Here is a 22,595-nt window from a genome sequence, read left to right as displayed (position 1 = left end):
GAATATCGAACGAGACGCGCGGCCCGTCAACCGTTTTCGGATCACGGGCGGGAGGAGATCAGGTGAGGTTGGCCCGGAGGGCGCCGAGGGCGGCGTCGTCCAGGCCGAGACCGTCCCGCAGGAAGCCGTCGAACGAGCCGAACAGGGCGTCCGCCTCGTCGAAGGCGGCCTCCAGGTAGGCGGGCCGCTGCTCCAGCAGCGGACGCAGCAGCTCGGGCTCGCGCATCTGGCCGAGCTCCGCCATCGCCGAGAGGATCTTGTCGTTGGCGTTCCGCAGGTAGTGGTTGGAGCGCAGGTAGTCGGCCATGATCGTGGCACGGTCCACACCGACCGCGGCCAGCAGCACCGCCGCCAGCCAGCCGGTGCGGTCCTTGCCCGCCGTGCAGTGGAACACCAGCGGCACCGCGCCGGCGTCCGCGACCAGCCGGACGGCCTGCGCGAACCGGCCGCGCTCGGTCTCGTCCCGGACGAACGTCCGGTTGATGTCGATCATGAGGCCCTCGAGCCGGCCGTCCCCGAACGCCGCGCGCTGCCGCTCGGCGTCCCCGCTGCCGATCACCTCGTAGAACACGCCGAGGTTGCCGCCGCCGACCGGCAGGTGGACGGTCCGCACGCCGTCCGGCAGCCGGTCCCGGCCGTTGGTCTCCACCTCGGTCGGGGTCCGGAAGTCGATCGACGTCCGGACCCCGAACTCCGCCAGCCGCCGCACGTCGGCGTCGCTCAGCCGGTTCAGCGCGTCCGCGCGCAGCACCCGTCCGCGCGCCGTCGTCCCGCCCCCGGGCAGCGGATGGCCGCCCAGGTCGCGCACGTTGTCGGCGCCGTCGAACGGGAGGTGGCCATGGGAGTCCTCGTGCAGCATGCCCCCATGGTCCCGGATGTCCGGCGAACCGGACGAACCGGGGTCAGACGGACCGCAGCTCCAGCGTGCAGCACTTCGGACCGCCGCCCGCCTTGCGCAGCTCCGTCAGGTCCACCGGGACGGGGTTGAAGCCCCGCGCCGCCAGCGCCTCGGCCAGCCCGGTCGCCTCCGCGTTGAGCACCACGTTCCGGCCGTCGCTCACCGCGTTCAGGCCGAGCACCGCAGCGTCCGCCTCCGAGGCGATCAGCGCGTCCGGGAACAGCCGCTCCAGCACCGCGCGGCTGCCCGGCGAGAACGCCCCGGGGTAGTACGCGACGTTGTTGCCGTCCAGGGGGAACAGGGCGGTGTCCAGGTGGTAGAACCGCGGGTCCACCAGGCGCAGCGTCACCACCGGACGGCCCAGGAACTCCTGCGCCTCCTGGTGCGCGGCGACGTCCGTCCGGAACCCCGTCCCGGCCAGGATCAGGCCGTCCAGCGTGAGGAAGTCGCCCTCGCCCTCGTTGGTGTGCTCCGGCTCCCGCACATCGAACCCGCCCGCGCGCAGCCACTCGCCGTACGCCGGCCCCTCGGCGGCCCGCTCGGGGAAGGTGAACCGCGCCCCGTAGGCCCTTCCGCCCACCACGAGCGCGCCGTTGGCCGCGAACACCATGTCCGGCAGCCCCGGCAGCGGGTCGATGAGGCTGACCTCGTGCCCCAGCGCCACGTACGCCTCCCGCAGCGCCTCCCACTGCGCCACGGCCTTCTCCGCGCTCGCACCCGCCGCCGGGTCCATCCACGGGTTGATCGCATAGGTGACCGCGAAGTGCTCCGGACGGCACATCAGGTAGTGCCGCCGGAGCGCCGTCCGCTCCGGGGTCACCGGTGCAACGGACGGCTGGGTCGGCTCCATCGCCGGGGTGACGGTCATGACACGCGCTCCTGCTCAGTCCACGGGCCATCAGGTGATCGAAAGCCTAGAAACGCGCACCCCCGCAACCCAAGCCCCCGAGATTGCGCTGACCAGGAGTTTCATTGCGTCTAAGCCGCTGAAAGCGGTGATTCGTTGCGCCCGGCGCTCCGGGCGCAAAGCGCCCTTCGCGCCGGGCGTGGGGACGCGCTGCGGGTGGGGTGAGTGCGCTTGCGGGGTGTGGTGCTTTCGCGCGGGTGGGTGGGCCGCCCAATTAGGGCCCGGCGCTGCGGGCGTAGAGCGCCCTCCGTGTCGGGGGGCGGGGCGCTACGCGGAGCGGGTTTTCCTGCGGGGGCTGGTGCGCTCGGGATGGTGGGGCCGAAAAGGGGGGTGGAACGCACGCGGCCGTCCTCGCCGGGGCGGGGACGGCCGGTGTGAGCGCCGTGGCCGGGGCTGGTCGCTAGAGGTTGATCATGTGGCCGGCGAGGCCGTGGACGGCCTCCTTGACGGCCTCGCCCAGGGTCGGGTGGGCGTGGATGTTGCGGGCCACCTCGTGGACGGTGAGGTCCCACTGCTGGGCCAGGGTCAGCTCGGGCAGCAGCTCGGTGACCTCGGGGCCGATGAGGTGGCCGCCGAGGAGCTCGCCGTACTTGGCGTCCGAGACGAGCTTGACGAAGCCGTCGCCCTCGCCCATGCCGAGCGCCTTGCCGTTGGCGCTGTAGGGGAACTTGGCGACCTTGACGTCGTAGCCGAGGTCGCGGGCCTGCTGCTCGGTGTAGCCGAAGGAGGCGACCTGCGGCTGGCAGTAGGTGGCGCGCGGGACCATGGCGAAGTCGATCTCCATGGTCTCGGCGTCGGCGATGGTCTCGGCGGCGACGATGCCCATGGCCTCGGCGGCGTGCGCGAGCATCAGCTTGGCGGTGACGTCGCCGATCGCGAAGATGTGCGGGACGGACGTGCGGCCGCGGCCGTCCACGTCGATCGCGCCGCGGTCGGTGAGCTTGACGCCGGTCTTGTCCAGGCCGTAGCCCTCGACGTTCGGGGCGAAGCCGATGGCCTGCAGGACCTTGTCGGCCTCCAGGGTCTGCTGGGCGCCGTCCTTGCCGGTGACGGTGACCTTGACCTTGTCCCCCGAGTCGTCGATCGAGTCGACGCGGGTGGAGGTGAGGACCTGGATGCCGAGCTTGCGGTAGCGCTTGGCGAGCTCCTTGGAGACGTCGGCGTCCTCGTTCGGGACCATCCGGTCGAGGAACTCGACGATCGTGACCTTGACGCCGTAGTTGTGCAGCACGTAACCGAACTCGACGCCGATCGCGCCCGCGCCCGCGATGACGATGCTCTCGGGCAGCTCGGAGGAGAGGATCTGCTCCTCGTAGGTCACCACGCGCTCGGACAGGCTGGTGCCCGGCAGCAGGCGGGTCTTCGCGCCCGTCGCGATGATGCAGTGGTCGAAGCTGACCGTCTCGGACGAACCGTCCTTCTTCGTCACCTGGAGGGTGTTGGGGTCGGTGAAGGTGCCCCGGCCCTCGTAAGTGGTGATCTTGTTCTTCTTCATCAGGAACTGGACGCCCTTGACGAGCTTCTCCGAGACCTGACGGCTGCGCTGGTAGGCCACCCCGTAGTCGAACGACACCGGGCCCTCGGCCTTGATCCCGTACTTCTCCTGCTCGGTGGTGAAGATGTGGGCCAGCTCGGCGTTGCGCAGCAGCGCCTTGGACGGGATGCAGCCGATGTTGAGGCAGACACCGCCCCAGAACCGCTCCTCGATGATGCCCGTCTTCAGTCCGAGCTGGGCCGCGCGGATCGCGGCCACATAACCACCCGGGCCCGAGCCCAGGACCACGACGTCAAAGTGTTCGCTCATTCCTCCGACGATATTGCGAGGGAAGCACTGCTCGCATCTTCCGGGGCCCCGCCGGAGAGGCGTTCGTCACACTGTGTCAGGGTCGGCCATGATTTCGGGACGGTAACGTTCAATAGATGCCCGTCCCCGGCTTCCCCACGGAGGAGTAGTCCAGTTGCGGATCCCCAAGCCTGTCAACGCGGCCCTCGACTGGGCGGAGCAGCACTTCGGCGCGCTCGCGGCGGTGGTCGCGCTGGTGGTGGCCGCCGGGGCGGCGCTGGCGCTGCCGCGGTCGGTGGGGCTGCCCGTGGCGGGCCTGGTCCTGGGGCTGGCGCTGGGCGGGTTCGCCGTGTTCGTGCGCATGTCGAGGCGGCTCGCCCGCGCGCGCAAGGAGAACGACGACCTGCTGCGGGAGAACGGTGCGCTGCGTCACCGCAACACGATCCTGTCCAGCGGGGTGATCACCCGCGAGGCGCAGGCGACCCAGGCGCTGCTCATGATCCCGGACGAGGACGAGGTCCTCGCCGTCGATCACGACCCGCAGCGGACGGACAAGCTCCCCGAACTTCCTGACGATCTGTAAGCCCGCCGCGATCTCGCCGCCGCCCCCGCCGTCCCGATGGCCGCCGGGGGCGGTTTCCGTCCTGCGACCGAAAACCGGTTCCCGGACGACCGCCGCCTGACCAAGACGGAGTCACTCCGAAGCCGTCCCTTGTGTGACGGAAGGTGAGGGAACACTTCCGTTGTGTCATGGAGATTACGCTGGGTAATGTCACTGTTGCACGCGGTCCAACGACCCGCAAATCTTCGGTCAAGTCGGACCGCGCGCGACCGCGCCATACGGCAGCCGAAGAGGAACCGGAACGGTGGTGTCCAGCGTGACCGAACAGCAGACCGACCAACAGCAGCGGAGTCTGGGTACGGCGGCGGCGCGCAACCTCGCGACGACGACCAAGTCCGTCCCCCAGATGCAGGGGATCTCGACGCGCTGGCTGCTCAAGCTGCTGCCGTGGGTGCAGTGCGCGGGCGGCGCGTACCGGGTCAACCGCCGGCTCGCCTACACCGTCGGGGACGGCCGGATCGAGTTCGTGCAGACCGGCGCGGACGTCCGGGTCATCCCGCTGGAGCTGGGCGAGCTGCCGGTGCTGCGCGGCTACGAGGACGAGGACGTCCTCGGCGAGCTCGCGACCCGGTTCGAGCAGCGCGAGTTCGAGCCCGGGGACGTCGTGGTCACCGAGGGCCGGCCCGCCGACTCGGTCGTGCTGGTCGTGCACGGCAAGCTCGCGCGGATCGGCCGCGGCGAGTACGGCGGCGAGGCGGTCCTCGGCGTCCTCGCCGACGGCGACTTCTTCGGGGGTGACGCCCTGCACGGCGAGCCGCACGACTGGGAGCACACCGTCCGGGCCGTGACGCCGGTGACCGTCCTCACCCTGGACGCGGCGCGCTTCCGCGAGCTGCTCGACCGCTCGGACGGCCTGCGCGCGCACGTCGAGGCGTTCCGCGACCGTCCGGCGAAGGCGGCCAGCGCGGACGGCGAGGCCGAGATCGCGCTCGCCGCCGGGCACGAGGGCGAGGTCGCGCTGCCCGGCACGTTCGTGGACTACGAGCCCGCGCCGCGCGAGTACGAGCTGAGCGTCGCGCAGACCGTCCTGCGCGTGCACACCCGCGTCGCCGACCTGTACAGCCAGCCGATGGACCAGGTCGAGCAGCAGTTGCGGCTGACGGTCGAGGCGCTGCGCGAGCGGCAGGAGCACGAGCTGGTCAACAACCGCGAGTTCGGGCTGCTCGCCAACGCCGACCTGCGCCAGCGCGTGCACACCCGGTCCGGCCCGCCCACCCCGGACGACATGGACGAGCTGCTCACCCTGGTGTGGAAGGAGCCCGCGTTCTTCCTGGCGCACCCGCGCGCGATCGCCGCGTTCGGCCGCGAGTGCAGCAGCCGGGGCGTCTACCCCGAGCCGGTCGAGGTGCAGGGCCACCACATCCCCGCCTGGCGCGGCGTGCCGATCTTCCCGTGCAACAAGATCCCGGTCAGTAGGACCAGGACGAGCTCGATCATGCTGATGCGGACCGGCGAGGCCGCGCAGGGCGTGGTCGGCCTGCACCGCACCGGCCTCCAGGACGAGGTCCAGCCCGGCCTGTCGGTCCGGTTCATGAACATCGACGAGCGGGCGATCATGTCCTACCTCGTCTCGGCCTACTACTCCGCCGCCGTGCTGGTGCCGGACGCGCTCGCCGTGCTGGAGAGCGTGGAGATCGGGGTGGCGCAGTGACGACGCCCGGCGCCGCAGAGCACCAGCTGAGCCTGTCGACCAGGGCCGCGCGGAACCTGGCGACGACCACCAAGTCCGCGCCGATGATGCAGGGCATCACGCCGCGGTACCTGCTGCGGCTGCTGCCCTGGGTGGAGGTCCCCGGCGGGTCGTACCGGGTGAACCGCCGCCTCGCGCACACCGTCGGCGACGGCGTCGTGGAGTTCGTCAACACCGGCGCGGACATCGGCGTGATCCCGGCCGAGCTCGGCGAGCTGCCGCAGCTCGCGGGCGTTTCCGACGAGGCGCTGCTCGCGGACGCCGCCGGACGGTTCGTCCAGCGGGAGTACGAGCCCGGCGACGTGATCGTCTCGCCCGGCGGCCCGGTCGACCGGGTGATCCTGCTCGCGCACGGCAAGGTCGAGAAGGTCGGCCGGGGCGAGTACGGCGCGGAGGTCGTCCTCGACCTGCTGGCCGACGGCCGCTACTTCGGCGACACGGCGCTGCTGCCCGCGCCGGGCGAGTGGGAGCACGCCTACCGCGCGGTGACCCCGACGACCGTCCTGGAGCTGCCGAACGAGCGGATCGGCGAGCTGCTGGGCCGGTACCCGGAGCTGCGCGACCACCTCGTGGCGGTCGCGGGCGCGCGGGCGCCGGTGACCAACGCCAAGGGCGAGGCCGAGATCGCGCTCGCGTCCGGGCACGAGGGCGAGGTCCCGCTGCCCGGCACGTTCGCCGACTACGACCCGGCCCCGCGCGAGTACGAGCTGAGCGTCGCGCAGACGCTGCTGCGCGTGCACACCCGCGTCGCCGACCTCTACAGCCACCCGATGGACCAGGTGGAGCAGCAGCTCCGGCTGACCGTCGAGGCGCTGCGCGAGAAGGAGGAGGACGAGCTGATCAACAACCGCGACTTCGGGCTGCTGAACAACGCGGACCTGAAGCAGCGGATCCAGACGCGGTCCGGGCCGCCGACCCCCGAGGCCATGGACGACCTGCTCAGCCGCCGCCGCGGCACGAAGTTCTACCTGGCGCACCCGCGCACGATCGCCGCGTTCGGCCGCGAGTGCACCCGGCAGGGCGTCTACCCCGGCACCGTCGAGCGGTTCGGCCGCCGGACGCTCGCCTGGCGCGGCGTGCCGATCTTCCCCTGCGACAAGATCCGGATCAGCGACCGCGGCACCAGCGCCGTGCTCGCGATGCGCGTCGGCGAGGACGACCAGGGCGTGATCGGCCTGCACCGCACCGGGCTCCCGGACGAGCTCCAGCCCGGCCTGTCGGCGCGGTTCACCGGGATCGACGAGCGCGCCGTCATGTCCTACCTCGTGTCCGCCTACTTCTCCGCCGCCGTCCTGGTCCCGGACGCGCTCGGTGTTCTGGAGAACGTCGAAGTCAGCCGATGACCCCCGTCCCCCGCATCCACACCAGGGAGGCCGTAGTGCCCCGCCGACGTCCCGCGCCGACCCGTGCCGCAGCGAACGCGCCCGCGCCCGCTGCCGCGGCCGCGCACCAGAGTCCCGCCAAGCCGCCCGGCGCCCGGCGCGCGCCCGGCCCGGCGCGGCGCGCGGACGCGGCGTCCTCGGCGGCGCAGACCCTCACCTGGGCGCGGGAGCTGATCGAGCCCGGCCTGCGGGACGCCGTCGAGGCCATGCCGGGCTCGATGGCCCGCATCGCGGCCTACCACTTCGGATGGGAGGACGCGCGGGGACGTCCGGCGCGCGCGGACGGCGGCAAGGTGCTGCGGCCCGCGCTCACGCTGCTGTGCGCGGAGGCGGTGGGCGGCACGGCGCGGGCCGCGCTGCCCGCCGCCGTCGCGGTCGAGCTGGTGCACAACTTCTCGCTGCTACACGACGACGTGATGGACGGCGATCTCACCCGGCGGCACCGTCCGACCGCGTGGAACGTCTTCGGGGCGGGCGCGGCGATCCTCGCCGGGGACGCGCTGCTCGCCCGCGCGACCGAGCTGCTCGCCGGTCCGGGCGACGGCGTCCGGGTGCTGTCGCGGGCGGTGCTGGAGCTGTGCGAGGGCCAGTCCAGCGACATGGCGTTCGAGCGCCGCACGGATGTGGACCTGCCCGAATGCGTCACGATGGCCGACCGGAAGACGGGCGCGCTGATCGGGGCGTCCTGCGGGCTCGGCGCGTCCTACGGCGGCGGCACGGCCGAGCAGGCGGCCCGGCTGACCGCCTTCGGGCACCGGCTCGGGCTGGCCTTCCAGCTCGTGGACGACCTGCTCGGCATCTGGGGCGACCCGGCCGCCACCGGCAAGGCCGCCCACTCCGACCTGCGCAGCCGCAAGAAGTCGCTGCCGGTGGTCGCGGCGCTCACGTCCGGGACGGCGGCGGCACGGGAGCTCGCCGCCCTGTACTACCAGGACCGTCCGCTCGGGGACGCCGAACGCGCCCGCGCCGCCGAGCTCATCGAGGCCGCCGGGGGCCGCGAGTGGGCCCGCCGCCGCGCCGGGGAACTGCTGGCCGAGGCGCTCGCCGAGCTCGACGCCGCCGCGCCCTCGGGCACGGCCGCGGACCGGCTCCGGGCGCTGGCCGTGCTCGTCACGACCCGGGACCACTGACCCGCTCCCAGGGCCCGGCACGCCGTCGGGGGTGTGCCGGGCCTTCCCCCCGCCCGCCGTTGGGGGTTACCCGCGTCCGCCGTCGGGGGTTACCCGCGTCCGCCGTCGGGGGTTACCCCCGCCCGCCGCTGGGCCTTACCCTCACCTGCCGTCGGGGCTGCCGGCCGGCGTTTCGCGCGGCCAGGCCAGCAGTAGCTGGTGCAGGGCCTCCAGCGCCTTCTCCCAGGACTTCTGGACGTCGCGGGGATGCCCGAACGCGCCGCTCGCCTCCAGGGAGATGAACCCGTGGAAGGTGCTGCGCAGCAACCGGACGGCGTCGGTGAGGTCCGGATCGGGCAGGTCGTAGGCGCGCATCATCGCCACCGTGACCTCGACGCCGCGCGACCCCTCCGCCGCGTCCCGCTCGACGGGGATCTGCATCGCGGCGTAGCGGCCGGGATGCTCGCGGGCGTAGTCGCGGAAGGCGTTGGCGAAGGCGACCAGGGCGTCGCGTCCGGCGCGTCCGGCGACGGCCTCGGCGATGCGCTCGGCCTGCTCGTCGCCCGCCCGCAGCGCGACGCGCCGCCGCAGGTCCGCGAGGTTGCGGATGTGCGAGTACAGGCTCGCGTCCCGCACGCCGAAGCGCCGCGCGAGCGCCGACACCGAGACGTTCTCGATGCCGCCCTCGTCGGCCAGCTCCGCCGCCGCCTGGACGATCTTGTCCACCGTCAGTCCCGCCCGCGCCATGCCTCTCCCTCGTCCGGTCGCCGCGCCCCACGGCGTCCCACCGCGCTCCGCGGCGCTTCTCCGCGCCCCACAGCGCCACAGCGTCCCACGGACGGCCCGGTCAGGACCGCGCGTAGCGCGCCGGCGGGACGCCGACGGTGGCGGTGAAGTCGCGGACGAGGTGGGCCTGGTCGAAGTAGCCGAGGTCGCGGGCCAGGGCGGCCCAGTCCACCGGGTCGCCCGCGTCCGCGCGGGTCGCGGCCTCCTGGAGGCGGGCGCGGCGCATCACCCACTTGGGGCTCGCGCCGACGTACTCGGCGAACAGCCGCTGGAGCGTTCGGGTGGACACGTGCAGCGCCTCGGCGGCCTCGTCGACGCGGAACAGGTCCGGACGCGCGGTGATCCGCTCGACCATGCCCGCGACGTCCTCGGCTACGGGATCGGGCTCCGGCAGCCGCGACAGGACGAACTCCTCGGCGAGCTTCGCCAGGTCGGCGGTGTCCTGCTTGGCGAGGACGGCGCGTCCGACCGCCGCGACTTCGGGCCCGAACAGCTCGGCGGCCGGGACGACGCGGTCGGTGTAGGCGCTCACCGGGCCGTCCGCGAACGGCCGGAAGCAGCCCGGACGGAACTTCACGCCGAGCACCTGGCCCTCGCCTTCGAGCCGCCGGACGAACAGGTCCCGCACGACCCCGTAGATCCTCGGCTCGGGCTCCTCGAACACCAGGTGCACGCTCGGATACGACAGCACCTTGCTGTCGTGCGGCTCGTCCACCCGCCACCGCACGTGCCAGTACAGCTCGACGAACCGGGCCGCCTCGGGGGACGGGTCCCGCCGCCGGGTCTCGACCACCTCCGCGTGCCGTCCCGGGTACAGGACGCCGCGCGCCACGCTCTCCACGGCCACCAGCGTATCTGGCGCGAATCTCCAAGAACCGGGAGGTCGCGGGCCCCTAGTGTGGACGGTATGAGGGACCTGCACAGCCACATGAAGGAATGCGCCGCCGAGGCCGCGCGCGTCGCCCGCAACGTCCCGGCGGACCGCTGGGACGCCTCGACGACCTGCGCCGACTTCGACCTGCGGACGCTGGTGAACCACTGGGTCCTGTACACCTCGCACGGCCTGGAGCACCGCGCGCGCCGCGAGCCCCTGCCGGACGAGCTCGTCAACCGCGACTTCACCGCCGAGCCCGGCTGGGCCGAGGCGTACGCCGCCCAGCTCGACCGGGCCGTCGCGGCCTGGGCCGACCCGGCGGTCTGGGAGGGCGACATCGACCTGGGCGAGATGTCCATGCCGGCGGTGGCCATCGCCGGCATGGTGATCAAGGAGATGGCCGTGCACGGCTGGGACGTCGCGGCGTCCACCGGGCAGCGGTTCGAGATCTCGCCGGAGGCGGCCGGGTACGTGCTGTCGGTGGTCGAGGAGAACGCCGAGATCTACCGGCAGTACCAGGGGTTCGCCGAGCCGGTCGAGGTCGACGCGTCCGCGCCGGTCTTCGACCGCGCGCTCGCGCTGTCCGGCCGCGACCCGGACTGGAAGCGCTGACGCGCCCCGCGCCGTGACGGGCGGCGGGCCCGGTCCGTTCAGGGTCGGGCCCGCCGCTTGTTTCGATCGTATGTTCGACTAGAGTGTCGGATGTGACGTCCGAGCACGTGCCGTTCCTGTGCCCGCGCGGGCACCGCCTGGGGCCCGGCCGCGTGATCGTCGGCTGGTCCCCGTGCGGCTGCCCGCCGTGCCTGGAGCGCGGGCGGGGCCTGCGCGGCCACCGCACCTACCTCTGCCTGACCTGCAAGGACGAGCACGTGACCACCATGTGCTACCTGCCCCACCACATCCCGGACCCGGACACGCCCTACCGCTGGCCCTGATCCCCGCGCCGCTCGGTCGGGACGGGATTCACTCGGTGCGCAGGGCCGTCGAGGTGCGGGTGCGGGCGGCCCAGCCGGCGGGCAGCAGCGCGCCCGCGATGGCGATCAGCACGCCGCCGAGCAGCAGCAGCGCCAGCAGCGGCACGTGGTAGACGGCCAGGTCGGCGTGCGGGATGCCGGTCCCGGCCGCCCGTCCCATCAGCGGCAGGACGGCCGCGTGCAGCGCCATGCCGATCGGGATCCCGGCCGCCGCGAAGCACACCCCGACCAGCCCGACCGTCGTGATGATCATGGCGACGACCTGCCTCGGCGCCATCCCGAGCGCCTTCAGGACGCCCAGGTCGCGCACCCGCTCGCGGGTGTCCAGGACGACCGTGTTGAGCACGCCCAGCCCGGCCACCGCGACGAGCAGCGCGGTCAGCATCCCGGCGAGCGCGTCCATGGCGACGACCGTGGCGCTCAGTTCGGCGCCGTTCCGCTCGGCGGACGCCCCGATCGCCTGCAGGTCGCGGTTCAGCGCGGTTCTGTAGGCGCGCGCGTCGGTGCCGGGCTTCAGGTCGATCTGGAACTCGGTCGCTCCGGGGTCGAAGCGCAGGCCGAGCGGGGCGGCCGAGGCCGTGCCGGTCAACACGACCAGGCCGTCCTGCCGCAGCATCAGCGCCTCGCCGACGATCCGGACCGGGGCCGTCCGGCCGGCGCTGGTCATCGTGATCGTGTCGCCGAGGCGCGTCCCGGTCGCCTTCAGCATCCCGGACGGCACGACCGCCTCGCCCGCGCCGTGGAACCAGCGTCCGGAGACGAGCTGGAAGGCGCCCCACGACGCGTCCCCGTCGTAGGCGATCAGGGAGACGGCGCTGGTCAGCCCGGCGACCCCGATCTGCGCCTGGGACGTCGAGAAGTAGCGGCGCGTGCCGGGCTGGGCCTGGATCGTCCGGGCGATGGCGGCCGGGGAGGCGGGCTTCGGCCGGCGCGGCGGCCCGCTGTCCGCGCCCGGCTTCCCGTTCGGCGGTCCTCCGTTGGGTGACCCCTCCCTCGGGGGTGCGCCGTTCTGCCGGAGCGGTGCGAACGTGTGGGCGATGACGGCACCGGGCTCGTCCCGGTTGAGACCGTTCTCGATGCCGTTCAGCGACAGCGCGAGGCCGGTTCCGAACGCGACGGCCGCCGTGCCGAGCATGAGCGCCAGGCCCATCGCGACCGACCGCGCCGGACGGGCGAACGGCGCGGCCAGCCCGAGGCTCAGCGGACGCGCCAGCGGCAGCCGTCCCAGCACGCGGCGCACCGCGCGCCCCCGGCCCGGACGCGGCGCGCGCCCGAGCGCGATCGCCTCGGCCGCCCGGAGCCGTCCGGCGCGGAGCGCGGGGACCAGCGCGGTGAGCGCCACGGCCGCGAGCGCGGCGGCGGGGACGGCGACGTCGATCCAGGGCGCGACCGTCCTGGCGCCGGTCTGGTACGCGCTGCCCTCCTGCCGCATCGCCGGTATCGCGAGCAGGTTGCCGAGGACCACGCCCAGACCCGTCCCGATCGCCGCCGGGATCAGCGCCTTGCCGACGTACGCGGTCACCACCTGGGACGGCGTGAAACCGAGCGACTTCAGCACGCCGATCCGGTGCGTCGCGGCGGCGACGGCCGCGTTGACCACGACGCCGATCGTCAGCACGGAGATCGCGAGCGCGAGCACCCCGAACGCCACGATGAACGGCACGAACGTCGCGGTCGCGCGCTGCGCCGCGTGCCGGATCCGCAGGTAGGAGCCCGCGCCGGTGAGCGAGCCGCGCGGCGCGGCGGCGGCGACCGCGGCGCGGCCCGCCGACACCTGCGCGTCGGTCGCGGCGTTCCGGAGGCGGTAGAGCATCTGGTACCCGGGCGCGTGCCGCCCGTTCAGCGCCGCGAGCTGGGCGGGGACGACCCACGCGTCGGCGCTGCGGCCGATCGAGCGGGCGTGCCCGACGACCGTCAGGGCCGGACGGCCCGGAAGCTCGGGAAAGGTGACCCGCCGGCCGAGCCGGACCGGTGGCCCGTCGGCGGCGAGCACGATCTCTCCTCGGGCGGCGGCCCAGCGGCCCTCGGTGAGGTCGAGGGCGTCCACCGCGCCGCCGGGTCCGGCCCGTCCGGCGACGGTCATCGGGGGAGCGGGCGGTTCGTCGCCGTCCAGCGCGAAGCTCGGCCGCAGCGTCACGACCGAGAACGGCCCGGCGGCGGCCGTCACCCCGGACGCGTGCGCCGTCGCGGCGAGCTGCTGCGGCGTCGCCCGGCCCCCGTCGAACTGCGCGGTCAGGTGCGCGCCGTGCTGCCGGGCGAAGGCGTGGTCGAACGGGGCCCGCGACGCCACGATCAGCCCCGCCGCCAGCACGGACGCCGTCACGGCCAGCATCGTCGTCAGCGCCAGCACGAGCGTCTGCACCCGCCGCCGCGCCACCCCGGACCGGACGATCCGCCCGAGCGCGCTCATCGCGTCACCATCCGGGTGACGCGCCCGTCGGCCAGCTCGATCGTCCGGGACGCGCACGCCTCGGCGAGCACCGTGTCGTGCGTGACCAGCAGCATCGTCTGGCCCTCGGCGTTCAGCTCGGCCAGCAGGTCCCGGACGCCGGCGGCGGACGCGCTGTCGAGCGCGCCGGTCGGCTCGTCGGCGAGCAGCAGCGGCGGCCGGTTCATCAGCGCGCGGGCGACCGCGACGCGCTGCCGCTCGCCGCCCGACAGCCGTCCGGGGAACGCCCGCGCGTGCCCGAGGACGCCGAGCTTGCCGAGCAGCTCCTCCGCGCGGTCGCGGGCCGCGCGGCGCGGCACGCGCGACAGCTGCGCGGGCAGCAGCACGTTGTCGAGCACGGTCAGGTCGTCCAGGAGGTTGAAGAACTGGAACACCATCCCGACGCGCTCCCGCCGGTACCGCGCGAGCGCCGTCTCGGACAGCTCGTCCACCCGGGTCCCGGCGACCGTGACCGTCCCCTCGGTCGGCCGGTCGAGCCCGGCGACCAGGTTGAGCAGCGTCGACTTCCCGCTGCCGGACGGCCCGAGCACCGCCAGCGCCTCGCCCTCCCGCACGTCCAGGGTCAGCCCGGCGAGGGCCGGGCCGCCGCCGTCATAGGTCTTCGTCACCGCGCGGATCTCGATCACGGCGTCTCCTCGTCGTCTGGGGTCGCCCCGACGCTAGGCAGCGCGCGGTGCCCGGCGCGTCGGCCGCGCTGATGGGGCGGGGTCGTCCGGGCGGGTGAATCCGGCGGCGGGTCATCCGCGCGATGTAGTCCGCGCGGCGGGGCCGGTTCGTCTCCGGGAGGATGTTCGGAGAAGTGGTGTTTTGTCAGGATGGCGGCGTGATGGGTTCCGCTCTCGGCGACCGCTGGAACGCCGTGCTGCGCGCGGCCGCCCTCCCGCCGCCCCGCCTGTCCCGCTGGGCCTTCGCGGCGGACGTGGCGCTGGCGCTGCTCCTCGCCGCGGGCACCGTGAACGGCACGCTGCACGTCTCGGACTCCACCGACCCTTCGCCGGTGAAGTTCCCGCGCACCGAACCGCCGGACCGCATCGACCCGCCCGATCCGCCGGACCCTCCGGAAGCGCCGCCGAGACCGCGTCCGCTACCGCCGGGCGTGACGCACGTCGCGCTCAGCCACCCGTCGCTCGTCCTGCACCTGCTGCTGGGCGTCCTGACGGCGCTCCCACTCGTCGCCCGCCGCCGCTACCCGCTCGCCGCCCTGTGGGCCGTGGCGGTCGCGACCCTCCTGTACCACTGGGGAACGCCGCTCGACCCGACGTTCACCTTCGCGTCCTGCGTCGTCGCGGCGTACAGCGCCGTCCTGTACAGCCGGTACCACTGGCCCGCCATCGCCAGCGCCGTGGCCGTCGCCGTGGTGACCGTGACGCTCCGGCACTCGCTGCTGCCGCAGCTGCGCCCCGGCTTCCTCGGCTTCCTCGCGCTGATCCCCATCGGGCTCGTCGCGAACGCCGTCCACACCTGGCAGCAGCGCGTCCGCGTCCTGGAGGACGAGCAGGAGGCGGCCACCCGCCGCGCCGTCGAACGCGAACGCGCGCGCATCGCGCAGGAACTCCACGACGTCGTGACCCACAATGTGAGCGTGATGGTGGTGCAGGCGGGCGCGGCCCGCATGGTCCTGCGGGACGAACCGGACCGGGCCGAGGCCGCGCTGCGCGCCGTCGAGTCCGGCGGGCGCACCGCGATGACCGAGCTCCGGCACGTGATGGACCTGCTCACCATGGACGGCGAGCCCGAGCAGGCCGACCTCGCGCCGCGGCCCGGCCTCGACCAGGTCCCGGCGCTCGCCGACCGGGTCCGGGCGACCGGCGTCCAGGTCGACCTCACCGTCGGCGGCGACCCGTCCGACCTGCCCGAGGGCATGGACCTGGCCGCCTACCGGGTCGTCCAGGAGTCGCTGACCAACACCGTCAAGCACGCCGCGGGCGCGCGCGTCAGCATCCTGGTCGAGCACGCCCCGGACGCCCTGACCGTCGAGGTCGTCGACACCGGCGGCGCGCCCACCTCCCACGCCGGCAACGGACGCGGCCTCATCGGCCTGCGCGAACGCGTCGCCGTCTACGGCGGCACCCTGGAGAACGGCCCGCTGCCGTCGGGCGGCTACCGCGTCCGCGCCGTCTTCCCGGCGGTCCGGTGACCGCGCCGCGGGTCGTGATCGCCGACGACCAGGCCCTCGTCCGCACCGGCTTCGGCATGATCCTCACCGCCGCCGGCATCGACGTGGTCGCCGAGGTCGAGGACGGCGCCCGCGCCGTCGAGGCCGTCCGCGCGCTGCGGCCCGACGTCGTCCTGATGGACATCCAGATGCCCGGCCTGGACGGCCTGACCGCCACCCGCCGCGTCCTGGCCGCCGACGACCCGCCGCGCGTGATCATGCTGACCACCTTCGACCTGGACCGCTACGTCTACGCCGCCCTCACCGCGGGCGCGAGCGGCTTCCTGCTGAAGGACGTCTCGCCCGAGCACCTCGCCGCCGCCGTCCGGCTGGTCGAGACCGGCGACGCGCTGCTCGCCCCGTCCATCACCCGCCGCCTCGTCGAGCGCTTCGCCACCCGTCCCGACGGCGCGACCCTGCACCGCGACCTCACCCCGCTCACCACCCGCGAGCTGGAGGTCCTGCGCCTGCTCGCCCGCGGCCGCACCAACGCCGAGCTGGCCGCCCACCTGCACCTCAGCGAGGCCACCGTGAAGACCCACGTGGCCCGCATCCTCTCCAAGCTCGACCTCCGCGACCGGGCCCAGGCCATCATCGTCGCCTACGAGACCGGCCTCATCACCCCCGGCAACCCCTGACGTCCGGGCTCGCCGCCGCGAGGACGGCGTCGATCGTGCGGCGGCACATGGCGGCGAACGGCGGATTGGTCTCGCGGTAGTACGGCAGGCCGAGCAGCGCCATGGAGAAGGCCCAGCCGCGTCCGCGCAGCCAGGTCGGCTCGTCCGGTTCGAGCGCTTCGCGGAAGTCGCGGCGCGCGGGCGCCGACAGGACCGTCCAGGCGGGCATCAGGTCGCAGGCGGGGTCGCCCACACCGACCGTGCCGAAGTCGAGCACGCCGCTGAGCCGGCCGCCGGCGACCAGGAGGTTGGCCGGGAGCAGGTCGGAATGCGTCCAGGTCGGCGGGCCGTCCCAGGCGGGGGCGTGGACGGACTCGTCCCACAGCGCGGTCGCGAGCGAGGTGTCGAGGTCGGCCTCGAGATCGGCGATGGCCGTGCGGACGGCGGCGTCCATCTCGCGCAGCGAACCGCCCCGGTAGGACGCCGGGCCCTCGCGAAAAGGGACCCGCCGGAACCCCAGGACCAGTTCGGCCAGATCCCGGCCCAGGTCGGCGTCGGGAGCGGGATGCGCGCCGTCCAGCCAGCGGTGCACCGACCACGGGCGGGGGAACGCGCTGCCGGGCACGCCGCGGCCGAGCAGGTCGGGGACGGGCACGGGCAGGCAGGGGGCCAGGCGCGGCAACCATTCCTGCTCCCTGAGCAGGCCCTTCGCACCGCTCGGACGGCGCGGAAGGCGAACGGACCTGGTGCCGCCCAGCCGGAAGATCGCGTTCACCGTCCCGGCCGACGACCTCACGGGCTCGATCGGCAGATCGGCCCACTCGGGGAACTGCTCGGCCAGCAGGCCGCGGACGAGGTCGGCGGTGATGGTCGCTTCGTCGGCGTGCATGCTCATCAGCCGCATTCCATCGCGGGAGGCCGAGGGCGGGCAACGGGATTACGATCGCCGGATGCGGATCGGGCTGGTGACGGTGGTGGTCGAGGAGTACGACCCGGCGATCGCGTTCTTCACGGGGGCGCTCGGCTTCGAGCTGGTGGAGGACGTGCCCGCGCGGACGAACGACGGGCGCGCGAAGCGCTGGGTCGTGGTGCGTCCGCCGGGGGCCGAGACGGGCGTGCTGCTCGCGCGGGCGGACGGGGAGCGGCAGGAGGCCGCGGTCGGGGAGCAGGTCGCCGGACGGGTCGGGTTCTTCCTGCACGTGGACGACTTCGACGCGGAGTACGAGCGGATGGTCGCGGCCGGGGTCCGGTTCGTCTCCGAGCCGCGGGACGAGCCGTACGGGCGCGTCGCGGTCTTCCTCGACGTCGCGGGGAACCGATGGGACCTGCTGGGGAAGCCGGGCGGGCGGTGAGGCCCGCCCGGCGGTGAGGCCCGCCCGGGGGCCGGTCAGGCGCAGCGGAGCAGGAGCTTGCCGACCGTGCCGCGTCCGGCGAGGTCGCGGTGGGCCCGGGCGGCGTCGTCCAGCGGGTACTCGGCGTGGACGCGGACGGACAGGCGGCCCTGGGACGCCCAGTCGAGCAGGTCGCGGTAGCGGGAGAGGAGTTCGGCCGGGTCGGCGACGAAGTGCTTGAGGGTCGGGCGGGTGAACTTGACCGAGCCCGCCGCGCTGAGGCGCATCGGGTCGACCGGCGGGACGGCGCCGGACGAGCCGCCGAACAGCACGAACGTGCCGCGCGGGCGGAGCGCGGCGAGGGAGCCGTCGAAGGTGCTCTTGCCGACGCCGTCGTACACGGCGTGCACGCCCCGTCCGCCGGTGAGGTCGCGGACGCGGCCGGTGAAGTCCTCGTAGCCGACCAGGACGTGGTCGGCCCCGGCGTCGCGGGAGATCTTCGCCTTCTCCTCCGACGACACCGTGGTGATGACGGTCGCGCCGAGGATCTTCGCGATCTGGGTCAGGACGAGGCCCGTGCCGCCCGCCCCCGCGTGGATCAGGACGGTCTCGCCCGGACGCAGCGGATGCGACTCGGTCGCGAGGTAGTGCGCCGTCAGGCCTTGCAGGGGGAGCGCGGCGGCCTGCGCGTCGCTGACGCCGTCCGCGACGGGGAGCAGGCGCGGGACCGGCGCGACGACGTGCCGGGCGTAGGAGCCGAGGATGCCCTCCCACGCCACGCGGTCACCGGGCTTGACGTCGGTGACGCCCTGGCCGACCGCGATGACGCGTCCGGCGCCCTCGCTGCCCGGGACGTACGGCAGGTCCATCTCGTAGCGGCCCTCGCGCTGGTAGATGTCGAGGAAGTTGACGCCCGCGTACGCGATCTCGACGAGCGCCTCGCCCGGTCCGACCTCCTGCGGCACGTCCACCTGCTCCGGTCGCAGCACCTCGGGGCCGCCCTGCTCGCGCACCACGATCGCCGTCGACTGCATGTGTCACTCCTCCGTTGTCGGTGCTCCTGCCATCCGGCAACCTCAGGGTCGCGCGCGTCATTCCACCGCGCGAGCCGGCGGCCGATGTTCACCGCCCGGAGGACGCCGTGCTCCGACCGTGGGCAGCGCCGGTGGCGGTCGGGATCGGTCGCGGGCGGGTATATGTGGACGTGTGGTGTGGCTGGGCGGGCTGAGTCCGCGGCGGCGCTGGTACGTCGGCGGGATGTCCGCGCTCGTCGCGATGGTGGTCCTTCTGGTCGCGGGGCGGTTCGCGCTGGCCCGCGCCGGGCGCGACGGCGGGCCCGCGGCCGACCAGGCCGCGCCGGGCGCGGTCGTGCTCGTGCCCGGCTACGGCGGTTCGACGGACGGGCTGGCCGTGCTCGCGATGCGGTTCGAGCGCGCCGGACGCCGGACCGCGATCGTCGTCCCGCCCGGCGACGGCACCGGTGACCTGCGCAAGCAGGCGAACGCGCTGGACCGGAAGGTCAACGAGCTGCTGCGCGGCGGGGCGCCGTCGGTGGACGTCGTCGGCTACTCGGCGGGCGGCGTCGTCGCGCGGTTGTGGGCGCGGCGGCATGACGGCGCGCACAAGGCGAGGCGCATCGTCACGCTCGGCTCGCCGCACCAGGGCGCGGACGTCTCGGCGGTCGGCGCGGCGCTGTCGCCCGGCGCGTGCCCGCTGGCGTGCCAGCAGCTCGTGCCCGGAAGCGCGCTGCTGCGCGGCCTCGGCGACCGCGTCGGCGACCGGCCGGAGTGGATGTCGATCTGGACGACCCGCGACCAGACCGTCACGCCGCCCGAGTCCGCCCGGCTGGACGGCGCGGTCAACGTCGTCCTCCAAGAGGTGTGCCCGGACGCGCGCACCGGCCATGGCGACCTGCCGTCCGACCCGCTCGTGGACGGCATCGTCCTGCGCGCGCTGGGCAGCGACCCGATGGCGCCGCCGAGCGAGTCCGACTGCGCGTCCCTCCGCCGCATCAGCTCGTAGTGCGGAGCCCGCGGCACTCAGCGGACGGGACGCCCAGGTCGGAGCGGCGGAAGGGCTTCAGCTCGTGACGTCGCGGGTGGCGAAGTTGGCCCAGGCGGCGGCGAGGAAGACCGCGACGTACACCGCCTGCAGGGCGAGCCCGCGCTCGATGTCGTGCCACAGCACCGGGGCGCGGAAGAAGTCGATCCACGCGAGCCAGTACCGCGTCGGCAGGTAGGGGTGGACGGCCGCCGCCGCGTCCAGCGAGACGAGGATCTGGCTGGTCACGAGCGCGGCGAGCGCGCCCAGGGCCGCGCCGAGCGCCGAGTCGGTCAGCGTGGACAGGAACAGCGCGATCGCGCCGACGCCCAGCATCGACACCCCGACGTAGAGCATCGCGCACGCCAGCCGCAGCAGCACCTGCGTGGTGGTGAGGCCCGTCCCGGACATCGACGTCACCAGGCTCGCGCCGGTCACCGCCGAGGCGGGCTTCGCGCCGAACACCGCGACCCCGATCGCGTACGAGCTGAGCGTCACCGCGACGACCGCGATCAGGACGAACGCGACCAGCGCGGCGAGCTTGGCGACCAGCAGCCGGGTCCGGCCGACCGGACGCAGCAGCAGGTAGCGCAGCATCCCCGAGTTCGCCTCGCCCGCGACCGCGTCGCCGCCGACGACCGCGACCGACACCGGCAGGAACAGCGGCAGGACCATCGCGAGGGCCGCCGCCGGGTAGAGCGTCCCGTTCGACAGCACCGCCGACAGGAACGCCGGGCCCTGCCCGGCCGGCGGCGCGACCTTCGTGACGCCGAGGAACGCCGCGACGATCCCCGGCAGCCCGCAGAGCAGCAGCAGCGACACCCAGGTCCGGGGCCGCCGCAGCATCTTCACCAGCTCGGTGCGGATCACGCGCCCTCCGCCGGCCGGTCGAAGCGGTCGGCGCTCGCGCCGGTCAGGGACAGGACGACCTCCTCCAGCGTGTGCCGCTGCGGCCGGATCTCGGTCACCCGCAGCCCGCCGGCGACGAGCCGCGCGTTCAGCTCGGCGGCGTCGGCGGCCCGCACCAGCAGCCGGTCGCCGTCGCGGTGCTCGACCCGGCCGTCCAGGAGCGCGACGACGCGCGCGGCGTCCGGGGTGCGGACCTCGACGCGTCCGGTCGGCGCGCGAACGTCGGCCATGTCCCGCTGCAGGACGAGCCGTCCGCGGTCCATCACGCCGACCCGCGTGCACAGCTCCTCGACCTCGCCGAGCAGGTGGCTGCACAGCAGGATCGTCGTGCCGTCCTCGTTCAGCGCGCGCAGCAGGTCGCGGACCTCGCGGATGCCGCGCGGGTCGAGGCCGTTGGTCGGCTCGTCCAGGATCAGCAGCCTCGGCGCGTGCAGCAGCGCGGCGGCGAGGCCGAGCCGCTGCCGCATGCCGAGCGAGTACGCCTTCACCGGACGGTCGTCCACGCCGCCGAGCCCGACGCGTTCGAGCGCCTCGTCCACCCTGCGGCGGCGCGTGCGCCGGGACCCGCGCCCCGGCCCGGACGCGTCGAGCAACGCCAGGTTCGCGCGCCCGGACAGGTGCCCGTACGCGCCCGGCCCCTCCACCATCGCCCCGACCAGCGGCAGCACCTCGCCGGTGCGGCGCGGGATCGGCCGTCCCATCACCTCGATCCGCCCGGACGTCGCGAACACCAGCCCGAGCAGCATCCGGACCAGCGTCGTCTTGCCCGACCCGTTCGGCCCGAGCAGCCCGTACCGGTCGCCCGCGCCGACGTCGAGGTCCACGTCCCGGACGGCCACGACCCGCCCGTACTGCTTGGTCAGCCCCCGCGTCACGACGATCGGCCCGCCCCCGCCGCCGCTCACGGCGTCAGCTCCGCGGCGGCGGCCTGCAGCACGTCCGGCCGGACGGCCCCGACCAGCAGGAACGTCGTGCCCGCGTCCGCGTGGAACAGCATGGCGTTGAGCAGCGGCGTGGTCAGCATCAGGTACTCGCCGCTGTGCGCGATCGCGGACCTCTCGCCCGCGTTCCGGTTCGCCGGCGCGGACGTCCGGAGCGGGGTGATCGCCGCGCCCGCGTCCTGCGCCGCGCCGACGAGCCGCTGCCCGTAGTGCGGCGGCAGCGGCGCGACCGCGAGCGACGCGAACCCGCCCTGGTAGCCGCGGATGCTCGCGACCGAGGCCGTGCCGGGCATCGCGGCGCGTCCGGCGAGCGTGTCGGGCAGCCGCAGGTTCGTGAAGGTGACCAGGCGGGACAGCAGGTCGGGGGCGTCCACCGTGCCGCGCATGAGGCCGCGCGCGGGACGCGGCGCGACCTCGGCCGCCGCCGGACGCCGCGCCGCGAACTCCAGGAACCGCGTGGACAGCGCGGGCCGCGTCGCGCCGCGCGCCAGCACGTGCACCTCCAGCGGGACGCCGCTGGACGGGTCCAGCCAGAGGTCCACCGCGCCGATGGTCGTCTCCTGGTCGCTGGTGGTGACGCGCACGCCGTCCGCCGGACGTCCGGCCACGCGACGCGCCTTCAGGGCGGTCACCTTGTCGTGCGCGCGCACGAGGCCGAGCAGGCGACGTCCCAGCGAAGGCGGCGTCAGGTCGGACGCGTTGGGCAACCGTACGGCGGGCCGTCCGACGATGCGGGTGAGCTGGTTCCGCTCGTAATCCCACACGTCGAGACTGTCTCCGTTGGTGAGATAGTCGCGCTCGCCGGTCGTGGAGAGTTCCGCGACCCGCCAGCGGCGCGCGCCGTCGTACCAGGTGCGCAGCCTGGACGTGCCGTGCAGCGGGCCGGTCGTCTCGTCCAGGCCGGGCAGGTCGGGCAACCCGAGCGAGCCGGACACCTCGATCAGGCCCTCGTGCGCGCGCCCGCCCGAGGCGAGCGCGCGCCGCAGCAGCTCCGCCGGAGCCCGGCCGGACGACGGCGCGGGAATGGCGGCGAGCGCGACCGGCGTGGCGCAGAGCGCGGCCACGAACGCCACCACCACCGCCCAGCGACGCCGGGCTTCGCGACGCACCACGCTCACGTCAGTGAGA

The 22,595-nt window shown here is 74.3% G+C and carries 22 protein-coding genes; 10 read left to right on the top strand and 12 right to left on the bottom strand.

Going from position 1 to position 22,595, the window contains the following annotated elements:
• Window positions 1-58 precede the first annotated feature (58 nt).
• The 3 genes from ACFPCY_RS29880 to lpdA form a co-directional block, all read right to left on the bottom strand.
• Window positions 59-859, bottom strand: coding sequence for a tyrosine-protein phosphatase (locus ACFPCY_RS29880; protein WP_378260554.1), 801 nt, complete (start codon window positions 857-859; stop codon window positions 59-61).
• 43 nt (window positions 860-902) lie between these two features.
• Window positions 903-1,748, bottom strand: a complete 846-nt coding sequence (ddaH, locus tag ACFPCY_RS29875; protein ID WP_378260712.1) for a dimethylargininase — start codon at window positions 1,746-1,748, stop codon at window positions 903-905.
• A gap of 457 nt (window positions 1,749-2,205) precedes the next feature.
• Entirely contained in the window at window positions 2,206-3,609 is a 1,404-nt protein-coding gene (gene lpdA, locus ACFPCY_RS29870; RefSeq protein WP_378260552.1) for a dihydrolipoyl dehydrogenase, read from the bottom strand.
• 154 nt (window positions 3,610-3,763) lie between these two features.
• On the opposite strand from lpdA, the gene ACFPCY_RS29865 reads away from it, so the two are divergent.
• The 4 genes from ACFPCY_RS29865 to ACFPCY_RS29850 all read left to right on the top strand — a co-directional run bounded on the left by ACFPCY_RS29865 (window position 3,764) and on the right by ACFPCY_RS29850 (window position 8,412).
• Entirely contained in the window at window positions 3,764-4,171 is a 408-nt protein-coding gene (locus ACFPCY_RS29865; protein WP_378260550.1) for a hypothetical protein, read from the top strand.
• A 295-nt stretch (window positions 4,172-4,466) separates the two neighbouring features.
• Window positions 4,467-5,861 (top strand): family 2B encapsulin nanocompartment shell protein, encoded by a 1,395-nt coding sequence (locus tag ACFPCY_RS29860; protein ID WP_378260548.1) that lies wholly within the window; start codon window positions 4,467-4,469, stop codon window positions 5,859-5,861.
• Window positions 5,858-7,243: a family 2B encapsulin nanocompartment shell protein gene (locus ACFPCY_RS29855; protein ID WP_378260545.1), complete on the top strand. Its 1,386-nt coding sequence runs from the start codon at window positions 5,858-5,860 to the stop codon at window positions 7,241-7,243. Before ACFPCY_RS29860 ends, ACFPCY_RS29855 begins: the two co-directional genes overlap by 4 nt.
• Window positions 7,244-7,278: 35 nt before the next feature.
• The gene (locus tag ACFPCY_RS29850; protein ID WP_378260543.1) at window positions 7,279-8,412 is read left to right on the top strand and encodes a family 2 encapsulin nanocompartment cargo protein polyprenyl transferase; all 1,134 of its coding nucleotides are present in this window, start codon (window positions 7,279-7,281) and stop codon (window positions 8,410-8,412) included.
• 141 nt (window positions 8,413-8,553) lie between these two features.
• On the opposite strand, the gene ACFPCY_RS29845 is transcribed toward ACFPCY_RS29850, so the two are convergent.
• A complete protein-coding gene (locus ACFPCY_RS29845; RefSeq protein WP_378260541.1) occupies window positions 8,554-9,138 on the bottom strand; it encodes a TetR/AcrR family transcriptional regulator in 585 nt (194 codons plus the stop codon).
• A gap of 100 nt (window positions 9,139-9,238) precedes the next feature.
• Window positions 9,239-10,018, bottom strand: coding sequence for an AraC family transcriptional regulator (locus ACFPCY_RS29840; protein WP_378260539.1), 780 nt, complete (start codon window positions 10,016-10,018; stop codon window positions 9,239-9,241).
• Between the two features lie 66 nt (window positions 10,019-10,084).
• On the opposite strand from ACFPCY_RS29840, the gene ACFPCY_RS29835 reads away from it, so the two are divergent.
• Both ACFPCY_RS29835 and ACFPCY_RS29830 read left to right on the top strand, forming a co-directional pair.
• Entirely contained in the window at window positions 10,085-10,663 is a 579-nt protein-coding gene (locus tag ACFPCY_RS29835) for a TIGR03086 family metal-binding protein (RefSeq protein WP_378260537.1), read from the top strand.
• Between the two features lie 92 nt (window positions 10,664-10,755).
• The gene (locus ACFPCY_RS29830) at window positions 10,756-10,986 is read left to right on the top strand and encodes a hypothetical protein (protein WP_378260535.1); all 231 of its coding nucleotides are present in this window, start codon (window positions 10,756-10,758) and stop codon (window positions 10,984-10,986) included.
• 28 nt (window positions 10,987-11,014) lie between these two features.
• Here the strand turns inward: ACFPCY_RS29830 and ACFPCY_RS29825 are convergent, their stop codons facing one another.
• Window positions 11,015-13,435, bottom strand: coding sequence for an FtsX-like permease family protein (locus ACFPCY_RS29825; RefSeq protein WP_378260533.1), 2,421 nt, complete (start codon window positions 13,433-13,435; stop codon window positions 11,015-11,017).
• A complete protein-coding gene (locus ACFPCY_RS29820; protein ID WP_378260531.1) occupies window positions 13,432-14,100 on the bottom strand; it encodes an ABC transporter ATP-binding protein in 669 nt (222 codons plus the stop codon). The genes ACFPCY_RS29825 and ACFPCY_RS29820 overlap by 4 nt, the downstream gene beginning before the upstream one ends.
• Before the next feature lie 200 nt (window positions 14,101-14,300).
• Between ACFPCY_RS29820 and ACFPCY_RS29815 the strand changes: the two genes are divergently transcribed.
• Window positions 14,301-15,611 carry a sensor histidine kinase gene (locus ACFPCY_RS29815; RefSeq protein WP_378260710.1) on the top strand — a complete coding sequence of 437 codons (1,311 nt, stop codon included), beginning with the start codon at window positions 14,301-14,303 and terminating at the stop codon, window positions 15,609-15,611.
• Complete coding sequence (locus ACFPCY_RS29810; protein WP_378260529.1) at window positions 15,608-16,267, top strand: response regulator; 660 nt, start codon at window positions 15,608-15,610, stop codon at window positions 16,265-16,267. The genes ACFPCY_RS29815 and ACFPCY_RS29810 overlap by 4 nt, the downstream gene beginning before the upstream one ends.
• Here the strand turns inward: ACFPCY_RS29810 and ACFPCY_RS29805 are convergent.
• The gene (locus ACFPCY_RS29805; protein WP_378260527.1) at window positions 16,248-17,141 is read right to left on the bottom strand and encodes an aminoglycoside phosphotransferase family protein; all 894 of its coding nucleotides are present in this window, start codon (window positions 17,139-17,141) and stop codon (window positions 16,248-16,250) included. The two genes, ACFPCY_RS29810 and ACFPCY_RS29805, sit on opposite strands and share 20 nt — an antisense overlap.
• Before the next feature lie 55 nt (window positions 17,142-17,196).
• On the opposite strand from ACFPCY_RS29805, the gene ACFPCY_RS29800 reads away from it, so the two are divergent.
• A complete protein-coding gene (locus tag ACFPCY_RS29800; RefSeq protein ID WP_378260525.1) occupies window positions 17,197-17,598 on the top strand; it encodes a VOC family protein in 402 nt (133 codons plus the stop codon).
• Between the two features lie 35 nt (window positions 17,599-17,633).
• Here ACFPCY_RS29800 and ACFPCY_RS29795 read toward each other — a convergent pair whose 3' ends face one another.
• Window positions 17,634-18,611 carry a quinone oxidoreductase family protein gene (locus ACFPCY_RS29795; protein ID WP_378260523.1) on the bottom strand — a complete coding sequence of 326 codons (978 nt, stop codon included), beginning with the start codon at window positions 18,609-18,611 and terminating at the stop codon, window positions 17,634-17,636.
• 172 nt (window positions 18,612-18,783) lie between these two features.
• On the opposite strand from ACFPCY_RS29795, the gene ACFPCY_RS29790 reads away from it, so the two are divergent.
• Window positions 18,784-19,599 (top strand): esterase/lipase family protein, encoded by an 816-nt coding sequence (locus tag ACFPCY_RS29790; protein ID WP_378260521.1) that lies wholly within the window; start codon window positions 18,784-18,786, stop codon window positions 19,597-19,599.
• Window positions 19,600-19,656: 57 nt separating this feature from the next.
• Here the strand turns inward: ACFPCY_RS29790 and ACFPCY_RS29785 are convergent, their stop codons facing one another.
• The 3 genes from ACFPCY_RS29785 to ACFPCY_RS29775 are packed head-to-tail and all read right to left on the bottom strand — an operon-like array spanning window position 19,657 to window position 22,585.
• The gene (locus ACFPCY_RS29785; protein WP_378260519.1) at window positions 19,657-20,487 is read right to left on the bottom strand and encodes an ABC transporter permease; all 831 of its coding nucleotides are present in this window, start codon (window positions 20,485-20,487) and stop codon (window positions 19,657-19,659) included.
• Window positions 20,484-21,431: an ABC transporter ATP-binding protein gene (locus tag ACFPCY_RS29780; protein ID WP_378260517.1), complete on the bottom strand. Its 948-nt coding sequence runs from the start codon at window positions 21,429-21,431 to the stop codon at window positions 20,484-20,486. Before ACFPCY_RS29780 ends, ACFPCY_RS29785 begins: the two co-directional genes overlap by 4 nt.
• Window positions 21,428-22,585 carry a hypothetical protein gene (locus ACFPCY_RS29775; protein ID WP_378260515.1) on the bottom strand — a complete coding sequence of 386 codons (1,158 nt, stop codon included), beginning with the start codon at window positions 22,583-22,585 and terminating at the stop codon, window positions 21,428-21,430. Before ACFPCY_RS29775 ends, ACFPCY_RS29780 begins: the two co-directional genes overlap by 4 nt.
• Window positions 22,586-22,595: the final 10 nt, after the last annotated feature.

It is taken from the genome of Actinomadura gamaensis (assembly GCF_042652125.1).
In the GTDB taxonomy this organism is placed as follows: domain Bacteria; phylum Actinomycetota; class Actinomycetes; order Streptosporangiales; family Streptosporangiaceae; genus Spirillospora; species Spirillospora gamaensis.
The sequence above is the reverse complement of the archived record's forward strand: the minus strand, read 5'-3'. Positions and strand labels throughout refer to the sequence as shown.

Bases quoted from the DNA above. Each gene is read 5' to 3' on its own strand.
- ACFPCY_RS29880 (WP_378260554.1), bottom strand. From the start codon at position 859: ATGCTGCACGAGGACTCCCATGGCCACCTCCCGTTCGACGGCGCCGAC.
- ddaH (WP_378260712.1), bottom strand. From the start codon at position 1,748: ATGGAGCCGACCCAGCCGTCCGTTGCACCGGTGACCCCGGAGCGGACG.
- lpdA (WP_378260552.1), bottom strand. From the start codon at position 3,609: ATGAGCGAACACTTTGACGTCGTGGTCCTGGGCTCGGGCCCGGGTGGT.
- ACFPCY_RS29845 (WP_378260541.1), bottom strand. From the start codon at position 9,138: ATGGCGCGGGCGGGACTGACGGTGGACAAGATCGTCCAGGCGGCGGCG.
- ACFPCY_RS29835 (WP_378260537.1), top strand. From the start codon at position 10,085: ATGAGGGACCTGCACAGCCACATGAAGGAATGCGCCGCCGAGGCCGCG.
- ACFPCY_RS29825 (WP_378260533.1), bottom strand. From the start codon at position 13,435: ATGAGCGCGCTCGGGCGGATCGTCCGGTCCGGGGTGGCGCGGCGGCGG.
- ACFPCY_RS29815 (WP_378260710.1), top strand. From the start codon at position 14,301: ATGGGTTCCGCTCTCGGCGACCGCTGGAACGCCGTGCTGCGCGCGGCC.
- ACFPCY_RS29805 (WP_378260527.1), bottom strand. From the start codon at position 17,141: ATGAGCATGCACGCCGACGAAGCGACCATCACCGCCGACCTCGTCCGC.
- ACFPCY_RS29800 (WP_378260525.1), top strand. From the start codon at position 17,197: ATGCGGATCGGGCTGGTGACGGTGGTGGTCGAGGAGTACGACCCGGCG.
- ACFPCY_RS29795 (WP_378260523.1), bottom strand. From the start codon at position 18,611: ATGCAGTCGACGGCGATCGTGGTGCGCGAGCAGGGCGGCCCCGAGGTG.